The organism is Tistlia consotensis USBA 355, from assembly GCF_900177295.1.
In the GTDB taxonomy this organism is placed as follows: domain Bacteria; phylum Pseudomonadota; class Alphaproteobacteria; order Kiloniellales; family DSM-21159; genus Tistlia; species Tistlia consotensis.
This window is the reverse complement of the sequence record NZ_FWZX01000002.1, coordinates 14,435-27,674: the sequence shown is the minus strand read 5'-3', so window position 1 is coordinate 27,674 and position 13,240 is coordinate 14,435. Positions and strand designations below refer to the sequence as shown.

Genomic DNA, 13,240 nt, shown 5'->3' with positions numbered 1-13,240 from the left:
GCCGAGACGCCGGCCGGCGCCCGGATCGCCTAGCGCAGCAGGCGGCTGATCTTCTCGATGTTGGTGTTGGCCACCGAGAGGGCCTGGATCGCCGAGTCCATCTTGACGCCGAGCTGGGTCTGCTGGGCGCTCAGGTCGGCCACGTCGGCGTCCATGTAGACGCTCATCGCCGACTGCAGGTTCTCGGTCGAGGTCGAGATGACGCCGCTGGCGTAGTCGAAGCGCGACATCATCGCGCCGACGTTGGCGCGCCCCGCCGAGACCGTGTCGATGGCCGCCGAGATCGCGGTCAGGGCGGTCGAGGCGTCGGTCGAGGTCGCGACGGTCGAGGAGCCGAGGGCGAGACCCGTCGAGTCGTAGGCCTGGCCGATCGTCACGTCGATCGTCGAGTTGGCGTCGGACGCGTTGGCCGAGACCAGGAAGCTCGAGTTGTAGGACCCGTCGAGCAGCGACTGCCCGGAGTAGCTGGTCGAGCCGACGATGGAATCGAGCTGGGTCACCAGCTGCGAGAACTCGTCGTCGAGATAGGCCCTCTGGGTGTCGGTGACCGAGCCCGAGGAGGCCTGGGAGGCGATCTCGTACATGCGGTTCAGCACGTCGGTCGTCTCGGACAGGCCGCCGTCGGCGGTCTCCAGGATCGCCTGGGCGACGTCGGCGTTGTCCGCGGCCTGGTTCCAGGCCGCCTCGTCGGTGCTCATCGTGGTATAGACGGCCAGACCCGAGGCGTCGTCCGACGCGCTGTTGATCTTCTTGCCGCTCGACATCGCCTCGAGCACCGAGGAAGCCTGGCTCGAGGCGCTGTTCAGGTTGTTGACCGCCAGGGTGGCGGCCATGTTGGTCAGGATCGAAGTCATGGCGTGCGCTCCTTCATGGATCGTCGGGTCGACGGAGGGGCGGCCTACCTGCCGGCCCCTGCTTGCGAGCGCCGTCCCGAAAGGCGCTCCCTGGTCCTCACGGGCGGCCCGGCGAAACCTGGCGCGGCCGGCGGCATTTTTTTTCGGGCGGCGCAGGCCGCGGCCCGCCGAACGAGGGCTTCGCCGACTTGACCCTGCCGCCCGCCCCACGGGATAAGCGGTAGACATATCCTTGGGAGCAGTTGCTTGGCCCTCTCCGCGCCATCCAGAGCCCTGGCCCTGGCCCTGTCCGTGCTGATGCCGCTGACGGCCTGCACCAGCGCGGGCGGTCCCCAGGCGAGCTCGACGGCCCCTGCCCCGCAGGCGGCCCAGCCGGCCGCGGCCAAGGCCGACGGCAAGGAAACGCCGGCCGAGCAGCTCGCCCAGGGCTACGACTACCCGGACGCGGAGGCGCAGGTACGGGTCGGCGGCGAGGCCCTGCAGCGCGGCGACCTGACCGAGGCGCGCGGCCGCTTCGAGTTCGCGATCCGGGAATGGCCGGTGCTCAAGTCGGCCTGGCAGGGGCTGGCCGAGACCGCCGAGCGCCAGGGCGACCAGGATACCGCCGACCGCGCCCGCTTCTTCCTGGCGCGCATCGGCTGGATCGACCAGGTCCACCCGCTGGCCGCCGCCTCCGCCTTCCGCAACCTCAGCGAGGGCAAGACCACCGACCAGGACGTCGCCACCCCGGCCTACCGCGAGCAGGCGGCGCGCATCGTCGACTTCCTCGACGCCGCCGACCTCGCCAACGTCGAGGCCGCGAACCGCGCCGAGCCCGGCGAGAACTTCGTCCAGCGCTACGGCATCTACGTCGCCGGCATCGTCGGCGTCGTGCTGGTCGTCTCGCGCTTCAACACCGTGCTGTTCGGCAGCAGCGATTCCAGCTCGAACTGAGCAGCGGCACGAACAACTAGACTTGTTGCCGCTTGATAGTATTTTCTTGTTAATGCGTTCTTGTTAGTGTCCGGACATGTCCCTCGCCGCGATCGTCCGCCTCTGGCGCCAGGAGCGCCGCCTGTCTCAGCCGCAGCTGGCGAAGCTGGTCGGCGTGTCGCAGCAGGCGATCCAGCAGCTCGAATCGGGCGAGACCAGGACGCCTAGATATCTTGTCCGCCTGGCGCGCGAGATGGGCGCCGACCCGGAGGCCCTGCTCGACGGCCGGCTGGAGCCGGCGGCCGGCGCCCGCGCGGCGGCCGCGGCGCTCGCCGCAGCGGCGCCGCCGCTGCCAAACGCGACGGCGGCCGCGGCGGCCAGCTTCGGCGCGCGCGACCTGCCGGTCTACGCCAGCGCCCAGGGCGGCCCCGAGGGCATGATGGTCAGCTACGAGCCGATCGAGTGGATCGAGCGGCCGGCGCCGCTGGCCGGCGTGCCGAGCGCCTTCGCCATGTACGTGGTCAACGACTCGATGGAGCCGCGCTACCGCCAGGGCGACCTGCTGCTGGTCCATCCGCAGCGCCCGGTCAAGCGCGGCCAGGACGTGCTGGTGATCCGCGCCTCCGACGAAAGCCAGCATGCCGCCTACGTCAAGGAGCTGGTCGCGCTCGACGAGGCCCGGGTGCGCCTGCGCCAGCTCAACCCGCCCGGCGAGTTCGAGCTGGAGCGCGGCCTGGTCGTCGGCCTGCACCTGGTCGTCGGCGTCTACTACGGCGGCTAGGGCGGGAGGGCCGGTCCCTAGGTCCTCAGCGCGACCTTGGGATCGGTGATGCGGGCGACGCCCAGGAAGAAGCGCACCGGGCCGTCCGGCTCGCCGCTGTACGGCAGCAGCAGGCGCTGATAGGGCACGCGGGTGCCGGTCGGCGGCCAGGTCAGCAGGCTGTCGACGAAGATCGGCTTGCCGGTGGTCAGCGCGCGGTCGAGGTCGACCCTGAGGTTGCCGCCGGCGTCGGAGTGCGGCAGCAGGTTGTTGACCGGCAGGCCGGTGATCTCGCGGCCGTAGATCTCCCGGTAGGCGGTGCCGGCCAGGCGCACGACGTAGTCCTCGTCCGCCTCGATGCGCTCCAGCAGGAACAGCATCGGCAGCAGGCGCGGCGGAAAGTCGGTGACGTCGAACAGGCGCTTCTCGGGCAGCGCATGCCCGTCCTTCTGGGCACGCCAGTAGGCCAGCGCCCAACGCATGTCGTCGATAGCCTCGGGCGGCAGCTCGAACTCGGTCATCGATCATCGTGGTTGCAGCAAGGGCGGCAAGTCTAGCGCCACGCCCGGCAGTGGATCAAATGCACCGTCCCGATACAACCTCCGGCATGCGAACCGATTCCCCCTTCCGGCGGCGCGCCGATGCCGCAGCCCGGCCGACGGGTCTTCTCCTTCGGCCGGGCCCCGGGCCATAGTGCGACCGGCAGCTCGACAGCGCAGGAGACAGGGCATGACGGACGGCGGCGACGGGAGGGGCGGCGGCGGAGCGGAGAAGGCACGCTGGGAAGAGCGCTACGGCAGTCCCGACTACCTGTTCGGCCGCGAGCCGAACGCCTTCCTCGCCTCCTGCCGCGACCTGCTGCCGAAGCGCGGCCGCGCCCTGGCGGTCGCCGACGGCGAGGCGCGCAACGGCGTCTGGCTGGCCAGGCAGGGCCTCGAGGTCGTCTCGCTCGACTTCGCCCCGACAGCCCAGAAGAAGGCGGCCGCCCTGGCCCGCGAGGCGGGGGTCGCGCTCGAGATCGTCGAGGCCGACGTCCACGCCTGGGACTATCCGCCGGAGGCCTTCGATCTGGTCGCCGACATCTTCACCCAGTTCAGCGGCCCGGAGCAGCGCGCCGCCAAGTGGGCCGGCATCAGGCGGACGCTCAAGCCCGGCGGCCTGCTGATCCTGCAGGGCTACACGCCGAAGCAGCTGGAGTACGGCACCGGCGGCCCGAAGACCCTGGAGAACCTCTACACCCGCGCGCTGCTCGAGGCGGCCTTCGGCGACATGAAGGACGTGGCCATCGTCGAGGAGGAGCGCGAGCTCCACGAGGGCGACGCCCACAGCGGCAAGTCCGCCGTGATCGGCCTGACCGCGCGCAAGTGAGGCGGGCGCGCACAGACGCCCCTGCGCTCGATCAATTCCGGGGGAGCGAAAGGCTGGCAGGATCCGGGGTCCCGAGCTGAGGGTCCGGACCGGTGGGCCGCGGCCTGCCGCTCGGGGTGGCGGGATCCGGGGAGCGGAAGGCGAACGCGATGGCCGGACGGCGCAAGCGGCTGATCGTTCTGGCGGCGGTGATCGCGGCCCTGGCGGGCGCCGGCATCCTGTCCTATCCGAGATGGCTGGACGAGGAAGCCGCGAACGGCGCCCTCGTGCTCTACGGCAACATCGACATCCGCGAGGCCGACCTGGCCTTCAACGTCGCCGGGCGGGTCGACAGGATGCTCGTCGAGGAGGGCGACCGGGTCCAGCGCGGGCAGCTGCTGGCGACGCTCGAGACCGACATCTACGACGCCGAATTCGAGGCCGCGAAGGCCCGGCTCAGCGCGGAACGGGCCGTCCTGGACCGGCTCCTGGCCGGCAGCCGCCCCGAGGACATCAAGGAGGCCCGGGCGAACGTCCAGGCCATCGAGGCCGAGCTGCAGGATGCCCGCGCGAACCTCCAGCGGACCGAGAAGCTGGCGACGAGCAGCTTCGCCACCCAGCAGAAGCTCGACGAGGACCGGACCCGGGTCACCAGCCTGGAGGCCCAGCTGAACGCCGCCAATCAGCGGCTGTCGCTGGCGATCCAGGGCCCCCGCGAGGAATACATCACCGAGGCCCGGGCGCAGGTCCAGGCGACCGAGGCCGAGCTGACCCTCGCCCGGCGGCGACTCGACCACACCAACCTCTTCGCCAAGGAAGCCGGCGTGGTCACGACCCGGGCGGTCGAGCCCGGCGCCGTCGTGCTGGCCCAGGCGCCGGTCTACACGATCGCGCTCGCCGACCCGGTCTGGGTCCGCACCTACGTCTCCGAGCCCGACCTCGGCCGGATCCACCCCGGCACGAAGGCGCTGGTCACCAGCGACACGGCGCCGGGCAAGCCCTACCAGGGCTGGGTCGGCTTCATCTCGCCGGTGGCCGAGTTCACCCCCAAGACCGTCGAGACCCCCGAGGTCCGCACCAGCCTGGTCTATCGGCTGCGGGTCTACGTCGAGAACCCGGACGAGGGCCTGCGCCAGGGCATGCCCGTCACCGTTCGGCTGGCGACCGGACCGGGCGCCGGCCCGACGGACCCTTCGGCCGCGCAGTGACCGGGCGTCCGGAGGCCGCCGCCCTGGAAGCCCCGGCCGCGGCCGCGCCGGTCGTCGCGCTGCGGGACGTCCACAAGCGCTTCGCCGCGGGATCGCGGACGGTCGAGGCCCTGGACGGGCTGTCCGCGGAGATCGGCGCCGCCCGCATCACCGGCCTGGTCGGCCCCGACGGCGCCGGCAAGACGACGCTGATGCGGCTCGTCACCGGGCTGCTCGCGCCCGATTCCGGCTCGATCCGCGTGCTCGGCCTGGATGCCGCCGCCGAGACCCGGGCGGTCCAGGCGAGCGTCGGCTACATGCCCCAGCGCTTCGGCCTCTACGAGGACCTCAGCGTCGCCGAGAACCTGGAGCTCTACGCCGACCTGCAGGGCCTGGCCGGCGCCGAGCGTCGGGAGCGCTTCGAGCGCCTGATGGCCTTCACCGGCCTCGGGCCCTTCCGGACGCGGCTGGCCGGGCGCCTGTCGGGCGGCATGAAGCAGAAGCTCGGCCTGGCCTGCACCCTGGTCCGGCCGCCCCGGCTGCTGCTGCTCGACGAGCCCAGCGTCGGCGTCGACCCGGTATCGCGGCGCGAGCTCTGGGAGATCGTGCGCAGGCTGGTCGGCGAGGGCATCAGCGTGCTCTGGGCGACCGCCTACCTGGACGAGGCCGAGCGCTGCCACGAGGTGCTGCTGCTGAACGAGGGGCGGCTGCTGGCCGCGGGCCCGCCGAGCCGCTTCAGCGCGCGCCTCGAGGGACGGACCTTCGCCGTGCGCGGGGAGGAAGCGGAGCGGCGCACCCTGCTCGACGAGGTCCGCGCCCTGCCGCAGGTGGTCGACGCCGTGGTCAAGGGCCGCGACCTGCGGGTGCTGCTGTCGAAGCAGGCGGAGCCCGGCTACCTGGAGAGCCACTGCCGGACGCTGCAGGCGGGCCGCGCCAGGGTGACGGGCGTCGATCCCCTGTTCGAGGACGCCTTCGTCGCCCTCATGAAGGAGCAGCCGGCGACCTCGGCCGGGCGCCCCGCCCGCGGCGGGCCGTCGTCACGCGGCGCGGCCCCGGCCCGCACCAAGACGGCGGCGGGTCGCCCCGAGGCGGTCATCCGCGTCGAAGGCCTGATCCGCCGCTTCGGATCCTTCACCGCCGTCGACGGCATCGACTTCCAGGTCGCGCGGGGCGAGATCTTCGGCCTGCTGGGGCCGAACGGCGCCGGCAAGTCCACGACCTTCAAGATGCTCTGCGGCCTGCTGCCGCCGAGCGACGGCCGCGCCCTGGTGCTGGGCATCGACCTCCGGCGGGCGGCCGCCGTCGCGCGCGGCCACATCGGCTACATGGCGCAGAAGTTCTCGCTCTACGGCAACATGAGCGTGCTGCAGAACCTGCGCTTCTTCGCCAGCGCCTACGGCCTGACCGGCAAGGCGCGGCAGGAGAGGATCGAAGCCGCGCTCGAGGAGTTCGGCCTCTTCGCCTACCGGGACGCGGTCAGCGAGACGCTGCCGCTCGGCTTCAAGCAACGGCTGGCCCTCGCCTGCGCCATCATGCACGACCCCGGCGTCCTGTTCCTCGACGAGCCGACCTCGGGCGTCGACCCCCTGGTCCGCCGGGAGTTTTGGACGCGGATCGACGCCATGGCGGAGGCCGGCGTCAGCGTGCTGGTGACGACCCACTTCATGGAAGAGGCCGAGTACTGCGACCGCATCGGCATCATCTACCGGGGCAAGCTCGTCGCCGCCGGCACGCCGGAAGAGCTGAAGGCCGCGCACGCCACGCCGCAGCTGCCCGAGCCGACGCTGGAGGACGCCTTCGTCGACCTGATCGGCCGCTACGACTCGGAGCATCCGCGATGACCGGGCCTTCGATCGCCGGCCCCGCGATGCGCCTGCGCGGCCTGGTCCGCAAGGAGTCGCTGCAGATCCTGCGCGACCCGAGCAGCATCTCGATCGCCTTCGTCCTGCCGGCGATCCTGCTGCTGCTGTTCGGCTACGGCGTCTCCCTGGACGCCCGGAACGTGCCGATCGCGCTGGTCATCGAGAATCCGGGCAGCGAAACCGGCAGCTTCGCCGCCTCGCTGGTCGGCTCCCGCTACTTCGCCCCCGCCGTGGTGCGCGACCGGCGCGCCGCCGAGCAGGCCCTCCTGGCCGGCGAGGTCGACGCCATCGTGGTGCTGAAGGGCGACTTCGCCCGCCGCCTGTGGTCGCCCGCCGGCGCGCCGATCCAGGTGCTCGTGAACGGCACCGACGCGAACACGGCGCGCATCATCTCCGGCTACCTGGAGGGCGCCTGGCAGAAGTGGCTGGCGCAGTACGCAATGGACCAGGGCCGGGCGCTGGCGCCGCCGGTGACCATCGAGCAGCGGGTCTGGTTCAACGCCGAGGTGCGCAGCCGCAACTTCCTGGTGCCCGGCCTGATCGCCATCATCATGACCCTGATCGGCACCCTGCTCACGGCCCTGGTCGTCGCCCGCGAGTGGGAGCGCGGCACCATGGAGGCGCTCATGGTGACGCCGGTGCGGATCGGCGAGATCCTGCTCGGCAAGCTGATCCCCTATTTCCTGCTCGGCATGGGCGGCATGGCGCTCTCGACCGCCATGGCCATCTGGGTCTTCGGCGTGCCGTTCCGGGGCTCCGCCGCCGTCCTCTTCCTGGTCTCCGCCCTGTTCATGCTGGCCGCCCTGGGCCTCGGCCTGTTCATCTCGACCCTGGCCAGGAGCCAGTTCGTCGCCGGCCAGGTCGCGATCATCGTCGCCTTCCTGCCGGCCTTCATCCTGTCCGGCTTCATCTTCGACATCGCCAGCATGCCGAGGGCCGTGCAGCTGCTGACGCACCTGATCCCGGCCCGCTACTTCGTATCCTCGCTGCAGACGCTGTTCCTCGCGGGGACCGTCTGGCCGATCGTCCTCGCCAACGCCGCCGCGCTCGCCGTGATGGCCGCCGTCTTCCTGGCCCTCACCTGGCGCAAGACGCGCAAGTCGCTGGAGTAGGGCCGGCCGCCATGTGGGCACGCCTGGTCGCGCTGATCGCCAAGGAGTTCCTCGCCGTCTGGAAGGACAGGCGGAGCCGCGCCGTGATCATCGGCCCGCCGCTGATCCAGCTGCTGATCTTCGGCTACGCCGCGACCTTCGACGTCAATCACGTCGCGACCGCGATCTACGACGAGGACGGCGGCCTTGCCGCGCGCGACCTGATCGCCCGCTTCGAGGGCTCGCCCTCCTTCGAGATCGTCGCCCGCCTGACCCGGGAGGCCGAGATCCGGCAGGTCATCGACCCGAAGCGGGCCATCCTGGTCATCCATGTCGGCCAGACCTTCAGCCGCGACCTCCTGGCCCGCCGGCCGGCCCGCGTCCAGCTGATCGTCGACGGCCGGGAATCAAACACCGCCCTGATCATCCTGGGCTACGCGAGCCGCATCGTCGCCGACTTCAACAGCGACTGGCTGAAGGCGCACGGCGAGATCGCGCCGCCGGCCCATCTGGTCGTGCGCTCCTGGTTCAACCCGAACCTCGAGAGCCGCTGGTTCATCGTGCCCGGCATCGTCGCCCTGCTGACGCTGGTGGTGACCATGGTGGTGACCGCCCTGACCGTCGCCCGCGAGCGCGAGGTCGGCACCTTCGAGCAGCTTCTGGTGACGCCCTTCCGCCCCTTCGAGATCCTGATCGGAAAGGCCGTGCCCGCCCTGGTCATCGGCCTGGCCGAAGGCACGGTGATCATCGCCGTCGGCGTGTTCTGGTTCGGCGTGCCGCTGCGCGGCGACCTGCCCCTGCTCTATGCCGGGCTCTTCCTCTACATCCTGGCCGTGATCGGCATCGGCCTGATGATCTCGTCGGTCTGCCGGACCCAGCAGCAGGCGATCCTCGGCGCCTTCCTCTTCGTCGTGCCGGCCGTCATCCTCTCGGGCTTCGCGACGCCGATCGCCAACATGCCGCCGCTCATCCAGGACCTCACCCTGGTCAATCCCATGCGCTACTTCCTGATCATCGTGCGCGGCACCTTCCTGGAGGGCCTGTCCGCCGGCCTCGTGCTCGAGCGCCTCTGGCCGATGGCCGTGATCGCGGCGGTGAGCCTCAGCGGGGCCGCCTGGCTGTTCCGCCACCGGCTGCAGTAGGCCCGGCCGCCGCTCAGTAGCCCTCGAAGCGCGCCTGCATGACCCGCTCCTCCTGGCGGATGCGCAGGACCAGCGGCACCAGGTAGAGCGGCAGCCCGACCGCGAGGGTCGCCCAGGCGTGCAGCGCCAGGGCGAAGCCGGCCAGCTCGGGCAGGATGTTGAGGAAGTAGTTCGGGTGCCGCACCCGGCGGAACAGCGGATGCTCGACCAGGCGATGGTCGGGCGCGACGATCAGCTTGACCGTCCAGAAGCGCCCGAGCAGCCGGATCACGACCAGCAGCAGGACGGCGCCGAAGCCGTAGAGCAGCAGCCCGGCGAGCGAGACCGCGTCGAAGGGCGCGGCCCGCCACAGCCCCTCGGCGATCGCCGCCAGATAGAAGGCGACGTGGGCCGCGGCCAGCAGCGCCGAGGTCCCGGCCCCGTGCTCCTCGGCCCCGGCCCGCTTCAGCGCCCGCTCGTGGCGGATCGAGACCGCCAGGGTGGCGACGCGGAAGGCCACGGCGGCGGCGATGAAGAGGTCCGGGAAGAGGGTCATGGGCGGCACAGTCGAGGTGTCGGGACGGGCGGCGGCGCTCGGCCGTGCGCTGCTGGATAGCACGGCGCACGGCCGGGCGCTCGCCTACTCGATGCGCGTCCGGCTCGGCACGACCAGCCGCCCGCAGCGCCTGCCCGCCCCGCTCAGTTGAGGCCGAGCTTGCCGCGCAGGGTCGCGAGGTCTTCGGCGAGGGTGTTGACGGCGGCCGACAGGACCGTCCGGTCGCTCTCGCTCAGCTTGTCGTAGAGCTCGAAGCCCTGGCCGGCCCGGTACTTCGCCAGGGTGTCGTCGACCGTCTTGAAGTTGGCCGAGACGCGCTGGACGAAGGCCGGATCGTCCTTGGCGACCAGCGGCTCGACCAGCTCGAAGATCTTCTCGGCGCCGTCGACGTTGGCCTGGAAGTCCCAGAGGTCGCTGTGGCTGTAGCGGTCCTCCTCGCCGGAGATCTTGGAGGCCGCGACCTCGTTCATCAGGTCCGCGGCGCCGCCGACGACCTTCTCCGGCGGCAGCGGCAGGTCGACGACCCGGCCCTGCAGCTCCGTGACGTCGGCCAGCAGCTTGTCGGCGACCGGAGCCAGGCCCTTGGTGCTGTCCTTCTCCCACAGGCCGTACTCCAGGCGGTGGAAGCCGGTGAAGTTCGGGTCCTTCTCGCGCTTCTCGAAGTCGTCGGCGCGGGCGTCGATCGCGGCGTCGAGGTCGCCGAACAGCTCGGCGACCGGCTCGACCGCCTCGTAGCTGGCGCGGGTCGGGGCGTAGAGCGCCTTGGCCTTGTCGAGTTCGCCGGCCTCGATGGCGGCGGTGAAGGCGGTCGTGTCGTCGACCAGCTTCTGCAGCTTCTCGGAGATGTAGATCTTGTAGTCGGCGAGCGGCTGGACGAGCTCCAGCGACGGCTCGACCTTGGCGGCGGCGAGGCCGGGCAGGCCGACGGCGAGCGCCAGCGCGCTGCCGGCAAGCAGGCGGTTCAGCTTCATGGATGAAGTCCTCTCGTAGCGTGGGCGTGAGGGGGGTGTTCAGGAAGGTGTCGATGGACGGGCGGCCAGCGCCTCGACCAGCGGCCGCCCGAGGTAGTCGCCGGGCCGGGGCACGCCGGGCAGCGCGTAGAAGTAGCCGCCGCCGATCGGCTTGACGTACTCCTCCAGCGGCTCGCCGTCGAGCCGGCCCTGGACGGTCAGGAAGCCCTTCTCCAGGTCGGCCTGGTAGCAGACGAACAGCAGGCCCTGCTCGAGCTGGCGGGACTTCGTGACCCCGTTGGCATAGTTGAAGGGCCGGCGAAGGATCAGGTGTTCCCGGGCCTCGGGCGTGCGCGGGTTGGCGCGGCGGATGTGGCTGTCGAGCGGCGTCACCCTGCCGTCGGGATCGGCCGCGTAGTCCGGCACGTCGGCCTCCGTCCTGCCGTCGAGCGGCGCGCCGCTCACCTTCTTGCGGCCGAAGATGCGCTGCTGCTCGCCGAGCGGCGTGCGGTCCCAGCTCTCGACCAGCATGCGGATGATGCGCACGACCTGATAGCTGCCGCCGCGCGCCCAGGCCGGCTCGTCGTTCGCCTCGCCGACCCAGACGACCCGCGCCATCGTCGCCGGGTCCCCGGAGTCCGGATTGGCCGTGCCGTCGCGGAAGCCCAGCAGGTTGCGCGCGCTCTGCTTCTCGCCGTCTGCGGCCGGCGCGACGACCGGCACCGAGCCGTCCTGCAGCCAGCGCAGCACCAGCTGGTCGGAGAGGTTCTTCAGCAGGTCGCGCAGGGCGTGGATGTTGCTGTCCGGCGTGTTCGCGCAGAACTGGATCGACAGGTCGCCGTGGCAGAGCTCGGGATCGAGCGCGTCGTTGGGAAAGCCGGCCATGCGCTGCAGATGCTTCGGCTTGAACGGCCGGAGCCAGGGCCGGTTCTCGAACAGCGCGGCGCCGAGCCCGACCGTAATGGTCAGGTTGTCGGGCTCGATCTCCGGCCCGAGGATGCCGGAATCGGCCGGCGGCAGCTTGGGATCGAGCTGCGGCGTCCGCCCCCCCTGGGTCAGGAAGGCGATGCGCACGGTCAGCGCGCGGAACAGGCGCTCCAGGTCGGCCGGGCTCTGCACCACGACGTCGAAGGCGGCGACCAGGCCGGCGGCCGGGCGCGGCGTCACGATGCCGGCCTGGTGCGGCCCGTGGAACGGCTGGCGCTGCTGCAGCCTCGCCGTGCCGAGCGGCGCGTCGGCGACGTGCTCGGCCTCGCTCGTCGTGCCGGCGCGGGCCGCCTGCGCCGGGCAGAGGCTGCCGGCGAGCGTGCCGCCGGCCGCGGCGCCGAGGCCGAGCAGCAGCCGGCGGCGGTCGGTCGCAAGGAAGGGCTTGGAGGTCGAGCTGTCGTCGCGCGGCATCGGTCAGGCGAGTCCCATGGCAGGATTGAGTTTCTTCAGGCTTTCGGCCAGCGCCTGGAAGGCGGCAGCCAGCGCCCGGCGGTCGTCGGCTCCGACCTTGTCGTAGGACGGAAAGCCGTCCGGGCCGTGGAGCCGGCGCACCGCGGCCTCGGCCACGGCCTCGCGGCTCTTCAGCTCGTCGGCGACGGCGGGCGCGGTGGTGCGCACCAGCGGTTCCAGCAGCCCGACGATCTTGCCGATGCCTGCGAGGCCGGCCTCCAGGTCGGCGAGATCGCCGCCGGCATAGCGGTCCTCGCCGGCCGGGATGCGTGCCGAGGCGAGCTGCCCGGCCAGCCGCGCCGCGTCGTCGGCGAGGTCGGCCGGGGTCAGCGTCAGCGCGCGCAGCCGCTCGTTCAGCGTCGAGAGGTCGGCGACCAGGCGCTCGGCGACCGGCACCAGCGGCGCGGCGCCCTCCGCCGCGCCGTCGCCGAACAGGCCGTACTCCAGGCGATGGAAACCGGTGAAGGCGGGGTCCTGTTCGCGCCGGGCCAGGTAGGCCGCGGCCGGGTCGATCGCGTCCTGCAGGTCGGCGAAGCGCGCGGCCGAGGCCGCGATCCGCTCGTAGGGCAGCCGGGCCGGCTGGTAGAGCGTCCGGGCCTTGGCCAGGTCGCCCGCCTCGATCGCCGCCGCGAGCTGCCGCGCCCGGCGCAGCAGCTCGGCGCCCTGCAGGCCCAGGAAGACCTTGTACTCGGACAGCGGGCCGATGAAGGCCTTGAGCGTCGGGGCGACGGCAGCTGCCGCCGAGGCCTCGGTCGCGGTGACGTGCAGCCGGCCGCGCGGGTTCGACAGCAGGCCGCAGGTCATCTCGTAGTCGCCGGGCGCCAGGCGCGCGGTCACGGTCTGGCTGAGGCCGGGCACGATGTTCTCGCGCTCCTCGACGACCATGACGCCCTGCAGGATCTCCCACTCGACCGGCCGGTCGGAGCGGTTGTCGATGGCGAAGGCACGGCGGCCGGCCGGCACGCTCAGCACGTTCGGCTCGCAGGCCGAGGCCGTGATCGCGACCCGGTAGGCACCGTCCGCGCCGCTGCCGGCGCGGGTGCCGCGCTGCAGGGTCGCGTCGTAGAAGGCGCCGGCCCCGGCCACAGCCAGCAGGGCCGAGCCGAGCACCGCCAGGCGCAGCGGCGTCCGGCCGCCGGGAGCCTTTGCTTCCTCGCTCATCT

The 13,240-nt window shown here is 71.9% G+C and carries 14 protein-coding genes; 8 read left to right on the top strand and 6 right to left on the bottom strand.

The annotated features are described in order from the left end of the window. Positions 1-29: 29 nt before the first annotated feature. Positions 30-854, bottom strand: a complete 825-nt coding sequence (locus B9O00_RS03735) for a flagellin (RefSeq protein ID WP_159460083.1) — start codon at positions 852-854, stop codon at positions 30-32. 246 nt (positions 855-1,100) lie between these two features. On the opposite strand from B9O00_RS03735, the gene B9O00_RS03730 reads away from it, so the two are divergent. Further along, positions 1,101-1,787, top strand: a complete 687-nt coding sequence (locus B9O00_RS03730) for a hypothetical protein (protein ID WP_143596135.1) — start codon at positions 1,101-1,103, stop codon at positions 1,785-1,787. Between the two features lie 76 nt (positions 1,788-1,863). Further along, complete coding sequence (locus tag B9O00_RS03725; RefSeq protein WP_085121108.1) at positions 1,864-2,547, top strand: XRE family transcriptional regulator; 684 nt, start codon at positions 1,864-1,866, stop codon at positions 2,545-2,547. A gap of 17 nt (positions 2,548-2,564) precedes the next feature. Here the strand turns inward: B9O00_RS03725 and B9O00_RS03720 are convergent, their stop codons facing one another. Next, positions 2,565-3,047, bottom strand: coding sequence for a PAS domain-containing protein (locus B9O00_RS03720; RefSeq protein ID WP_085121107.1), 483 nt, complete (start codon positions 3,045-3,047; stop codon positions 2,565-2,567). Between the two features lie 208 nt (positions 3,048-3,255). Between B9O00_RS03720 and B9O00_RS03715 the strand changes: the two genes are divergently transcribed. The 5 genes from B9O00_RS03715 to B9O00_RS03695 all read left to right on the top strand — a co-directional run bounded on the left by B9O00_RS03715 (position 3,256) and on the right by B9O00_RS03695 (position 9,155). After that, positions 3,256-3,894 carry a class I SAM-dependent methyltransferase gene (locus B9O00_RS03715; protein WP_085121106.1) on the top strand — a complete coding sequence of 213 codons (639 nt, stop codon included), beginning with the start codon at positions 3,256-3,258 and terminating at the stop codon, positions 3,892-3,894. Between the two features lie 149 nt (positions 3,895-4,043). Further along, on the top strand, positions 4,044-5,081 hold the full coding sequence (locus tag B9O00_RS03710; protein WP_085121434.1) for an HlyD family secretion protein: 1,038 nt from the start codon (positions 4,044-4,046) through the stop codon (positions 5,079-5,081). Then, positions 5,078-6,901, top strand: a complete 1,824-nt coding sequence (locus B9O00_RS03705) for an ATP-binding cassette domain-containing protein (RefSeq protein ID WP_235017037.1) — start codon at positions 5,078-5,080, stop codon at positions 6,899-6,901. Before B9O00_RS03710 ends, B9O00_RS03705 begins: the two co-directional genes overlap by 4 nt. Continuing rightward, positions 6,898-8,034 (top strand): ABC transporter permease, encoded by a 1,137-nt coding sequence (locus B9O00_RS03700; RefSeq protein ID WP_089229668.1) that lies wholly within the window; start codon positions 6,898-6,900, stop codon positions 8,032-8,034. Before B9O00_RS03705 ends, B9O00_RS03700 begins: the two co-directional genes overlap by 4 nt. A gap of 11 nt (positions 8,035-8,045) precedes the next feature. Next, on the top strand, positions 8,046-9,155 hold the full coding sequence (locus B9O00_RS03695; protein WP_085121105.1) for an ABC transporter permease: 1,110 nt from the start codon (positions 8,046-8,048) through the stop codon (positions 9,153-9,155). 13 nt (positions 9,156-9,168) lie between these two features. Here B9O00_RS03695 and B9O00_RS03690 read toward each other — a convergent pair whose 3' ends face one another. After that, positions 9,169-9,690: an isoprenylcysteine carboxylmethyltransferase family protein gene (locus B9O00_RS03690; RefSeq protein ID WP_085121104.1), complete on the bottom strand. Its 522-nt coding sequence runs from the start codon at positions 9,688-9,690 to the stop codon at positions 9,169-9,171. On the opposite strand from B9O00_RS03690, the gene B9O00_RS32960 reads away from it, so the two are divergent. After that, positions 9,689-9,841 (top strand): hypothetical protein, encoded by a 153-nt coding sequence (locus B9O00_RS32960; protein WP_159460082.1) that lies wholly within the window; start codon positions 9,689-9,691, stop codon positions 9,839-9,841. The two genes, B9O00_RS03690 and B9O00_RS32960, sit on opposite strands and share 2 nt — an antisense overlap. Here B9O00_RS32960 and efeO (B9O00_RS03685) read toward each other — a convergent pair. The 3 genes from efeO (B9O00_RS03685) to efeO (B9O00_RS03675) are packed head-to-tail and all read right to left on the bottom strand — an operon-like array spanning position 9,834 to position 13,238. Further along, positions 9,834-10,661, bottom strand: a complete 828-nt coding sequence (gene efeO, locus B9O00_RS03685; protein WP_085121103.1) for an iron uptake system protein EfeO — start codon at positions 10,659-10,661, stop codon at positions 9,834-9,836. The two genes, B9O00_RS32960 and efeO (B9O00_RS03685), sit on opposite strands and share 8 nt — an antisense overlap. 39 nt (positions 10,662-10,700) lie before the next feature. Then, the gene (gene efeB, locus B9O00_RS03680) at positions 10,701-12,038 is read right to left on the bottom strand and encodes an iron uptake transporter deferrochelatase/peroxidase subunit (protein WP_085121102.1); all 1,338 of its coding nucleotides are present in this window, start codon (positions 12,036-12,038) and stop codon (positions 10,701-10,703) included. A gap of 3 nt (positions 12,039-12,041) precedes the next feature. Then, complete coding sequence (efeO, locus tag B9O00_RS03675; RefSeq protein ID WP_085121101.1) at positions 12,042-13,238, bottom strand: iron uptake system protein EfeO; 1,197 nt, start codon at positions 13,236-13,238, stop codon at positions 12,042-12,044. Positions 13,239-13,240: the final 2 nt, after the last annotated feature.

What these genes read in the sequence shown, in the direction of transcription:
- B9O00_RS03735 (WP_159460083.1), bottom strand. Translation starts at nt 854, where the DNA reads ATGACTTCGATCCTGACCAACATGGCCGCCACCCTGGCGGTCAACAAC.
- B9O00_RS03725 (WP_085121108.1), top strand. Translation starts at nt 1,864, where the DNA reads ATGTCCCTCGCCGCGATCGTCCGCCTCTGGCGCCAGGAGCGCCGCCTG.
- B9O00_RS03720 (WP_085121107.1), bottom strand. Translation starts at nt 3,047, where the DNA reads ATGACCGAGTTCGAGCTGCCGCCCGAGGCTATCGACGACATGCGTTGG.
- B9O00_RS03715 (WP_085121106.1), top strand. Translation starts at nt 3,256, where the DNA reads ATGACGGACGGCGGCGACGGGAGGGGCGGCGGCGGAGCGGAGAAGGCA.
- B9O00_RS03710 (WP_085121434.1), top strand. Translation starts at nt 4,044, where the DNA reads ATGGCCGGACGGCGCAAGCGGCTGATCGTTCTGGCGGCGGTGATCGCG.
- B9O00_RS03700 (WP_089229668.1), top strand. Translation starts at nt 6,898, where the DNA reads ATGACCGGGCCTTCGATCGCCGGCCCCGCGATGCGCCTGCGCGGCCTG.
- B9O00_RS03695 (WP_085121105.1), top strand. Translation starts at nt 8,046, where the DNA reads ATGTGGGCACGCCTGGTCGCGCTGATCGCCAAGGAGTTCCTCGCCGTC.
- B9O00_RS32960 (WP_159460082.1), top strand. Translation starts at nt 9,689, where the DNA reads ATGGGCGGCACAGTCGAGGTGTCGGGACGGGCGGCGGCGCTCGGCCGT.
- B9O00_RS03690 (WP_085121104.1), bottom strand. Translation starts at nt 9,690, where the DNA reads ATGACCCTCTTCCCGGACCTCTTCATCGCCGCCGCCGTGGCCTTCCGC.
- efeO (WP_085121103.1), bottom strand. Translation starts at nt 10,661, where the DNA reads ATGAAGCTGAACCGCCTGCTTGCCGGCAGCGCGCTGGCGCTCGCCGTC.
- efeB (WP_085121102.1), bottom strand. Translation starts at nt 12,038, where the DNA reads ATGCCGCGCGACGACAGCTCGACCTCCAAGCCCTTCCTTGCGACCGAC.
- efeO (WP_085121101.1), bottom strand. Translation starts at nt 13,238, where the DNA reads ATGAGCGAGGAAGCAAAGGCTCCCGGCGGCCGGACGCCGCTGCGCCTG.